The 8,568-nt window shown below is 68.6% G+C and carries 9 protein-coding genes; all 9 read right to left on the reverse strand.

All coding sequences use genetic code 11. The features are described from left to right. Window positions 1–1,268: DivIVA domain-containing protein (locus QR77_RS08790; RefSeq protein ID WP_040027561.1), on the reverse strand; the 1,268-nt coding region annotated here is incomplete at its 3' end. A gap of 49 nt (window positions 1,269–1,317) precedes the next feature. Next, a complete protein-coding gene (locus QR77_RS08795) occupies window positions 1,318–1,614 on the reverse strand; it encodes a YggT family protein (protein WP_040020757.1) in 297 nt (98 codons plus the stop codon). A 70-nt stretch (window positions 1,615–1,684) separates the two neighbouring features. Beyond that, a complete protein-coding gene (locus tag QR77_RS08800; protein ID WP_040020759.1) occupies window positions 1,685–2,293 on the reverse strand; it encodes a cell division protein SepF in 609 nt (202 codons plus the stop codon). A gap of 124 nt (window positions 2,294–2,417) precedes the next feature. Next, window positions 2,418–3,137, reverse strand: a complete 720-nt coding sequence (locus QR77_RS08805; protein WP_040020761.1) for a YggS family pyridoxal phosphate-dependent enzyme — start codon at window positions 3,135–3,137, stop codon at window positions 2,418–2,420. A gap of 6 nt (window positions 3,138–3,143) precedes the next feature. Further along, window positions 3,144–3,860 (reverse strand): peptidoglycan editing factor PgeF, encoded by a 717-nt coding sequence (gene pgeF, locus QR77_RS08810; protein ID WP_040020763.1) that lies wholly within the window; start codon window positions 3,858–3,860, stop codon window positions 3,144–3,146. Between the two features lie 17 nt (window positions 3,861–3,877). Next, window positions 3,878–5,086 carry a cell division protein FtsZ gene (ftsZ, locus tag QR77_RS08815; RefSeq protein WP_040020765.1) on the reverse strand — a complete coding sequence of 403 codons (1,209 nt, stop codon included), beginning with the start codon at window positions 5,084–5,086 and terminating at the stop codon, window positions 3,878–3,880. Window positions 5,087–5,362: 276 nt separating this feature from the next. Continuing rightward, the gene (locus QR77_RS08820; RefSeq protein ID WP_040020767.1) at window positions 5,363–6,160 is read right to left on the reverse strand and encodes an FtsQ-type POTRA domain-containing protein; all 798 of its coding nucleotides are present in this window, start codon (window positions 6,158–6,160) and stop codon (window positions 5,363–5,365) included. 35 nt (window positions 6,161–6,195) lie between these two features. Beyond that, the gene (gene murG, locus QR77_RS08825) at window positions 6,196–7,290 is read right to left on the reverse strand and encodes an undecaprenyldiphospho-muramoylpentapeptide beta-N-acetylglucosaminyltransferase (RefSeq protein WP_040020769.1); all 1,095 of its coding nucleotides are present in this window, start codon (window positions 7,288–7,290) and stop codon (window positions 6,196–6,198) included. A gap of 6 nt (window positions 7,291–7,296) precedes the next feature. Next, window positions 7,297–8,568: putative lipid II flippase FtsW (gene ftsW / locus QR77_RS08830; protein ID WP_052489556.1), on the reverse strand; the 1,272-nt coding region annotated here is incomplete at its 5' end.

Here is an 8,568-nt window from a genome sequence, read left to right on the forward strand (position 1 = left end):
CCCCNCATCGGCGAAGGCGCCTGCTGCATCGGCTGCGGCGCCTGCGGCCGTACCGGTGCCATCGGCTGGGTCATCGCCGGGGACATCTGCTGCTGGCCGCCGCCGTACGAGACACCGTTCGACGGGCCGCCGTGGTTCCCCATGGAGGGGTTGCCGCCCATGGACGGGTTCCCGCCCATCGTGTGGCCACCCATCGCGCCCGCGCCGGCCGGAGCCATCGAGGGGGACGGCGGCAGCGATGCCGCCGCCGGGGTACGCGGCGGGGCCAGGGAGTCGTCGGCCTGCGTCTCGAGCTGACGGAGCTGGCTCTCCAGGTACGACTTCAGCCTGGTGCGGTACTCGCGCTCGAAGCCGCGCAGGTCTTCGACCTTGCGCTCCAGCGTCGCCCGCGCGGACTCCAGCGAGCCCATCGCGACGCGGTGCTTCTCCTGCGCGTCCCGCTCCAGCGCGTCCGCCTTGGCGCGGGCGTCGCGTTCCAGACCCTCGGCGCGGCTGCGTGCCTCACCGACGATCTTGTTGGCCTCGGAGCGCGCCTCGGCGATCGCCTGGTCGGCGGTCTGCTGGGCGAGCGAGAGCACACGTGCGGCGCTGTCGCCGCCGGGGCCCTGACCGGGCTGCGGCATCTGCGGACCGTGACCGCCCATGGGGCCGCCCATCGGTCCACCCATCGGACCGTTCTGGCCCATCGGGCCGCCCTGGCCCATGGGTCCGCCCTGCATCGGGCCGCCCTGGCCCATCGGACCGCCCTGCATCGGACCGCCCTGGCCCATCGGGCCACCCTGCATGGGACCGCCCTGCATCGGGCCGCCCTGCTGCATGGGTCCGGGGCCGTGCTGGCCCTGCGGACCGGGGCCGTGCTGACCCTGCGGGCCAGGACCGTGCTGGCCCTGGGGTCCCGGACCGTGTCCCTGCTGCTGGCCGTGTCCGCTGGGGCCCGCGGGAAGCTGCGGCGCACCACCGGGCAGTTGGGGCGGACCCATCTGCGGGGGCTGCTGCTGGACCGGCGGTCCTGATATGGCGGCGGGCACGGGGCCTGGGCGATCTTGCTGTTCAGGCGGCTTTCGCATGCCTTGCTGCTGTTGGTTCTGCGCGGCGGCTCGCGTCGCGGCGGCCAGCTTGGCGCGCAGATCCTCGTTCTCGCGAAGCAGGCGCGTCAGTTCGGCCTCGACCTCATCGAGAAAAGCATCGACCTCATCCTCGTCATAGCCTTCTCGGAGGCGGACGGTCGTGAACTGCTTGTTCCGCACGTCCTCGGGGGTCAACGGCATCTCTTCTTCACCTCTACGTAGTCGTCGGCAGTCGGCAGGACCGTATCGTTCACACGCCGCTCGCGAAGGAGCCGACGATTTGGAGCAAGATGTAAACGATGATCATCAGAATGAAGAAGGACAGGTCGAGTGCCACGCCCCCGAGACGCAACGGCGGGATGACCCGCCGCAGAAGCTTGAGCGGTGGATCGGTGACAGTGTAGGTGCCCTCGAGAACGACCATCATCGCCTTGCCGGGCTGCCATGAGCGGGCGAACTGGAAGACGTAATTCATCACCAGCCGGATGATCAGGACGACGAGGAAGACCACCAGCACGTACCTGATCACCTCCAGCGCTACGCTCATCCCGCGCTTCCCTCTCCCCTGGCTCCATCCGGCTCCGGCCTCACGGCCGGGCCGTTCCCGGTGTCTTCTCTCAGCTCTGGTTGAAGAATCCGCCCTCTGCGATGCGGGCCTTGTCCTCCGCCGTGACATCGACGTTAGCAGGCGACAACAGGAAGACCTTCTGAGTCACGCGCTCAATGCTGCCATGGAGACCGAAGACAAGTCCCGCGGCAAAGTCGACAAGTCGCTTCGCGTCCGTGTCGTCCATCTCTGTGAGATTCATGATGACCGGAGTGCCCTCGCGGAAGTGTTCCCCGATGGTACGGGCCTCGTTGTAGGTCCGCGGGTGCAGCGTGGTGATGCGGTAGGGCTCCCGCTCGGACACGACCTTGGGCATGATCACCGGTGCGTTCTTCTCCAGGCTCGGACGTTCAGGTGTGATGGATGCCACGGGAGCGATTCGCGCCGGACGTCCGCTTTCTGCCGTTAGTGGTGCCGGCTCGCGCTCACGCTGCGCGGGTGGTTGGACCATGCGCACCGGCTCTTCACGCTCCTGGTGCACAGGCTGGTGCCGCCGGTGTTCCCGCTCGGGCTCCGGCTCGGGTTCGAAGTCGTCATCGGGGTCAAAACCCCGGCCGTCGTACCCATCGTCCTCCACGAGGCCGAGGTAGACCGCCATCTTGCGCATCGCGCCGGCCATTCTCTGAGTCCTCCGCTCTGTGGTGGATCGGCCTCGTCACCAAGTACCCGCGATCCACTCGGCCTGTCCGCCTCTCAGCGGAAATGACCATATTTTCTGCTGTGGTCCGACTTGCTTCGCGACGTTACCCGAGCCGAGGTCGGTCTCCGAGTACCGCCGTACCGACGCGTACATGTGTCGCTCCGGCCATGACGGCTTGTTCGAGGTCCGCACTCATCCCTGCTGAGACCATGTTCGCAGCAGGATGGTCCGCGCGTAGGCGGGATGAGAATTCCAGCAGACGCTCGAACGCCGCCTGTTGCCGTCCCGCGTACGGTCCGGCCAGCGGCGCCACGGTCATCAGACCGTCGAGCCGCAGTCCTGGGGCGCCGGCCACCGCGGTGGCCAACTCCTCGATTCCGTCGGGTGCCACGCCGCCCCGCGCACCGCGTCCGCCGGACTCGGCATCCAGTGCGACCTGGATCAGACAGCCGAGTTCACGCTCCGTGCGAACCGCGGCCGCGGAGAGTGCGGAGACGAGTTTCGGCCGATCGACAGCCTGCACGACATCGGCGTAACTGGCTACGGAACGGACTTTGTTCGTCTGCAATTGCCCCACGAAGTGCCATGTCAACGACAAATCCTCGCACTCGGCCGCCTTGGGCGCGGCCTCCTGGTCCCGGTTCTCGGCGACTTGACGCACCCCCAGTTCATGGAGGAGTCGGATGTCACTCACGGGGTAGGTCTTGGTGACGACGATCAAGGTCACGTCCTGGCGCCGCCGGCCGGCGGAGGCGCAGGCCGACGCGATGCGGTGCTCGACCGTCGCCAGATTCCCGGCGAGTTCGGTCCTACGGTCCGTCATGCGGTATCAGTCCAGCCAGACATAAGCGGCGAGCCGTCCGGTGGTGCGGTCGCGCCGGTACGAATAATGATCGTGTGATTCGAGCGTGCAGACCGTGGACGCGCGCCGGTCGGTGACCCCGAGTGCGTCGAGCTGGGCCAGCACCCCGGCGGTGACATCGACGGCCGGAGTGCCCCAGCTCGTCTCCGCCCAGGCCTCGGGCACGACGGCGGCGACGTCGGCGCGCATCGCGGCGGGTACCTCGTAACAGCGTCCGCAGACGGCCGGACCGGTGCGGGCGGTGATCCTGGAAGGTTGTGCGCCGAGCGCGATCATCGCCTCGACGGCGGCCGGTACCACCCCGGCGAGCATGCCCGGACGCCCCGCGTGCGCCCCCGCGACCACCCCGGCGACCGGGTCGGCGAGCAGAACGGGCGTGCAGTCGGCGGTGAGTACGGCGAGCGCGAGGCCGCGCCGCGCGGTGACCAGCGCGTCGACCGCCGGGATCTCCCCGGTCGTCCACGGTCCTTCGACGACGGCCACATCCCGGCCGTGCACCTGGTTCATCCAGACGACAAGGCCGGGGTCGAGCCCCAGGGCGCCGGCCGCGATGTCCCGGTTGCGGAGAACGGCGGCGGGGTCGTCACCGACCGCGCCGCCGAGGTTGAGCTGATCGTACGGAGCGGCGCTCACCCCGCCCCACCTGTCGGTGAAGGCGAAATGCGCGCCGCTCGTCGAACTCACTTCTTCCCGCGTACGTATCACTTCAAGAAGTCCGGGACATCCAGCTCTTCGGCCTGGCTGTCCTGGTACGGACGGGCCGGCGGAACCTGCGGGGTGTTGACCGGGGGAAGCTGCTTCTCGTGTACGGCCGACACCGGCTCGGCCTGGCTCTGGCTGTCCTCGCGCGGCGGTACGGTGCCGAGCCCGCTGGAACGGCCGCCGTCCGAGGAACGCGAGGGAGCCGACTGCTCGTCGCGCTTGCCGGAGGCGCCCAGCACGGTCTCGCGCCGGGTCGGCGGCTGTCCGCCGTCGAATCCGGCCGCGATGACGGTGACCCGTACCTCGTCGCCCAGGGCGTCGTCGATGACGGCGCCGAAGATGATGTTGGCCTCGGGGTGCGCCGCCTCGCTGACGAGCTGCGCGGCCTCGTTGATCTCGAAGAGACCGAGATCGCTGCCGCCGGAGATGGAGAGCAGGACGCCACGGGCGCCGTCGATGGACGCTTCGAGCAGGGGCGAGGAGATCGCCATCTCGGCGGCGGCCACGGCGCGGTCGTCGCCCCTGGCCGAGCCGATACCCATGAGCGCCGAGCCTGCCTCCGACATCACGGACTTGACGTCGGCGAAGTCGAGGTTGATCAGGCCCGGTGTGGTGATCAGATCGGTGATGCCCTGAACACCCGACAGCAGCACCTGGTCCGCGGACTTGAACGCGTCGAGCACGCTGACCTGGCGGTCCGAGATGGACAGCAGCCGGTCGTTGGGGATGACGATGAGGGTGTCGACCTCTTCACGGAGTTCGGCGATGCCGTCCTCCGCCTGGTTCGCGCGGCGGCGGCCCTCGAAGGTGAACGGCCGGGTGACCACACCGATCGTGAGAGCGCCGAGCGAGCGCGCGATGTTGGCGACGACGGGTGCGCCGCCGGTGCCGGTGCCGCCGCCCTCACCGGCGGTGACGAAGACCATGTCGGCCCCCTTGAGGACCTCCTCGATCTCCTCGCGGTGGTCCTCTGCCGCCTTGCGACCGACTGCCGGGTTGGCGCCGGCGCCGAGGCCCCGGGTGAGTTCACGGCCGACGTCGAGCTTGACGTCGGCGTCGCTCATCAACAGGGCTTGCGCGTCAGTGTTGATCGCGATGAACTCGACGCCCTTGAGACCGACCTCGATCATTCGGTTGATGGCATTGACACCACCGCCGCCGACACCGATGACCTTGATGACTGCGAGGTAGTTCTGCGGTGCTGCCACGTCGAAGGCCTCTCGCCTCGAGTTACGTGTCGTCGCCGCGCTGTTGTGGCGCTGCGACGACTGATGCCGATGGGACGGTCCGAAACGCCGACCCAAACCCTAACGTTGAAGTTTAGGGTTACCAGTGTGTCCGCTTCTTGGACTCTTCCGAACAGGACACTAAGTCGACAAGTGGCGCACGTTCAACGAACACGCCGAACCTCCCGTTTTTCTTTTCACCCTATGTGATCACCCATAGCGCTGACCAACCAGGGTGGTGGCCAGCGCGGATACGCGTCAACTCGCCGACACCGCAGGCGCGGTGGGCGCACTCACGTCGAAGCGCCCCGCCTGGGGAGCCGCTTTCATGAGGGCGGTGAGCGCACGCGCCTTGGCCGCGCCGTCTTCTCCGCTTCCCCACATCACCGTACGGCCGTCGCGCAGCAGCAGTGAGATCGCATCGTACGACCGGACCTGTACGGCCTTGGTGTCCTTGGCGACTTCGCCGGGCAGTGCCCGCCGTACCGCCACCGCTTCGCGCACCAGACGGTCCGTCGTGAAACGGCTCGGCACCGTGGAGTGAGCCACCGTCAGTCGCAGCAGCGGCACACTCGTGGGCGCCTTCCCCACGGTGTCGAAACGAACCCCTTTCGCGTCCACTTCGATGAACTTTGAGTCCTTTTCGATCAGCAGAACGGGCTTTCGCTCGATCACTTTCAGCCGGATCCCGTGCGGCCAGGAACGGCTGACATTGATCGAGTCGACCCGTGGCAGCTTCCGCAGAACCCGGGCGGCCACCGCGTCCGTGTCGACGGAAATCAGCGGCGATCCGAGCGGAACCCCTGCCGCTGACTCCACTTGACCGGGCGTGAGTACCTCGGTGCCCGAAGTACTCACCTGTTCGGCCCGTAGCCAGTTCGAGCCGTAAAGCACCCAGATTCCGCCAATGAGAAGAAAGACAACGGCGATCAGTACGATCAACGCATGGCGTCCGCCTGGAAACCGGAAGCCCGTACGGCGCTCGCCCGGCCCTCCGGAGCGGCCGGACCTCGACCGCGCTGGCGCGCCACGCTCGGCGGTGGTCGGTCCGGCCATGCTCCCTGCCTCTCCTCGGTACGGCGGCCTCCCGGCTACGCCCGGCGGCGCGCGGCGATCGCCTCGTAGACCATGCCGACAAGCAGATCATCTGCATCCCGGCGGCCGAACTCGGAGGCCGCGCGCGACATCTCGTACAGCCGGTGCGGATCGGCGAGCACCGGGAGCACCTGGGTCTGCACCCACTCGGGCGTCAGTTCCGCGTCGTCGACCAGCAGTCCGCCGCCCGCCTTCACCACCGGCTGGGCGTTCAGCCGCTGTTCGCCGTTGCCGATCGGCAACGGGACGTAGGCGGCGGGCAGCCCGACGGCGGACAGTTCGGCGACGGTCATCGCGCCGGCGCGGCAGAGCATCATGTCCGCCGCCGCATACGCGAGGTCCATCCGGTCCACATACGGTACCGGGATATAGGGCGGCATACCGGGCATGTTGTCCACATGTGGCATTTCGTTCTTGGGTCCGACCACGTGCAGGACCTGGATTCCGGAGCGTTGAAGCACCGGCGCGATCTGCTGCACCACCTCGTTGAGCCGGCGTGCGCCCTGCGAGCCGCCGGAGACGAGCAGCGTCGGCAGGTTGGGGTCCAGCCCGAAGGCCGCGCGCGCCTCGGGACGTACCTTGGCGCGGTCCAGCACTGCGATGGTCCGGCGCAGCGGGATGCCGATGTACCGCGCGCCCCGCAGCTTGCTGTCGGGCGTGGACACCGCGACGGCCGCCGCGTAGCGCGAGCCGATCTTGTTGGCGAGGCCGGGCCTGGCATTGGCCTCGTGGACGATGATCGGCACCCCGAGCCGCTTGGCCGCGAGGTAGCCGGGCAGCGCCACATAGCCGCCGAAGCCCACGACGCAGTCGGCCTTCGTACGCTCCAGGATCTGCTCGGCGGCCTTGATGGTGCCGCGCAGCCGGCCGGGGACGGTGATCAGCTCCGGGGTGGGTCTGCGCGGCAGCGGTACGGCGGGGATCAGCCCCAGCTCGTACCCGCGCTCGGGTACGAGCCTGGTCTCAAGCCCGCGCTCCGTGCCGAGGGCCGTGATCCCCACGGTGGGGTCCTGCCTCCGCAGGGCGTCCGCGAGGGCGAGCGCCGGCTCGATGTGGCCGGCGGTCCCCCCGCCGGCGAGTACGACATGCACCGAAATTCACCGCTCTCCGGACGGTCGCTTCTTGCCGCGCCGTCTCATCGTCTTCCATCTCGCCCTGGGCCTACGCATGGCCAGGGCCGCCTTCGCCGCAGGGTCCTCCCGGGCGAAAGCGATCATCAGCCCGACGGCGAACATCGTCGGCAGCAGCGCCGACCCTCCGTAGGAGAACAGCGGGAGCGGGACCCCCGCGATCGGCAGCAGACCGAGCACAGCACCGATGTTGATCACGGCCTGTGCCGTGATCCAGGTGGTCACACCTCCCGCCGCGTACCTCACGAAGGGGTCCTCCGTGCGTCCGGCCACGCGGATACCCGCATAGCCTAGAGCCGCGAAGAGGGCGAGCACCGACAGCGTCCCCGCCAGGCCCAGTTCCTCCCCTGTGACGGCGAAAATGAAGTCGGTGTGAGGTTCGGGAAGTTGACCCCATTTTTCCACACTCGCGCCGAGCCCGGAACCGAACAGTCCGCCGGACGCCAGAGCATAGATCCCGTGCACGGCCTGGAAGCACTGGCCGTCGGGTCCGAGGTCGATCGCGCCGATGCAGGAGAACCGCGAGAGCCGGTTCGGGTTGGTGGTGATGAGCAGGAAGCCGACCACCCCGGCGACGGCGAGCACCCCGGCGAAGAGCCGGGTGGGCGCGCCAGCCAGCCAGAGCAGGCCGAAGAGGATCGCGGTGAGGATGATCGCCGTACCCAGGTCGCCGCCGAGCATGATCAGTCCGAGCAGCATGAAGGTGACAGGGACGAACGGCACAAGAAGGTGCTTCCACTGCGTCAGCAGGCCCTTGTCCTGCTTGCGCGCGAGCAGGTCGGCGCCCCAGAGGATCAGCGCGAGCTTGCCGAACTCGCTGGGCTGGAGCTGGAACGGCCCGCCCAGGGAGATCCAGTTCTGGTTGCCGTTGACCGCGAGACCTATCCCGGGGACCTGGACGAGGATCATCAGGAAGGCCGAGCCCACCAGCAGCGGGTAGGCGAGCGCGCGGTGCAGCTTGATGGGCATCCGGGAGGCGACCAGCAGCAGACAGCCGCCGATGACGGCGGCGAGGAGCTGCTTGCGGAAGAAGTACGAGGCGGGCAGCGAGAACTGGAGCGCGTAGATGATCGAGGCGGAGTAGACCATCACCAGGCCGAGCACGGTGATCAGCAGACCGCTTCCGATGATCAGGTAGTACGCGGTGAGCGGCCGGTCCCAGGTACGGCGCGCCTGCTCCACGATCCGGCGGACGCCTCCCCCGGCCCGGCGCGGACCACCGCCGCCCGAGCCGCCCCG

It is taken from the genome of Streptomyces sp. 150FB (genome assembly GCF_000818195.1).
Classification (GTDB): Bacteria; Actinomycetota; Actinomycetes; order Streptomycetales; family Streptomycetaceae; genus Streptomyces.

Coding starts and splice junctions, on each gene's coding strand:
- QR77_RS08805 (WP_040020761.1), bottom strand. CDS start 3,137: ATGACGGACCGTAGGACCGAACTCGCCGGGAATCTGGCGACGGTCGAG.
- QR77_RS08800 (WP_040020759.1), bottom strand. CDS start 2,293: ATGGCCGGCGCGATGCGCAAGATGGCGGTCTACCTCGGCCTCGTGGAG.
- QR77_RS08795 (WP_040020757.1), bottom strand. CDS start 1,614: ATGAGCGTAGCGCTGGAGGTGATCAGGTACGTGCTGGTGGTCTTCCTC.
- QR77_RS08820 (WP_040020767.1), bottom strand. CDS start 6,160: ATGGCCGGACCGACCACCGCCGAGCGTGGCGCGCCAGCGCGGTCGAGG.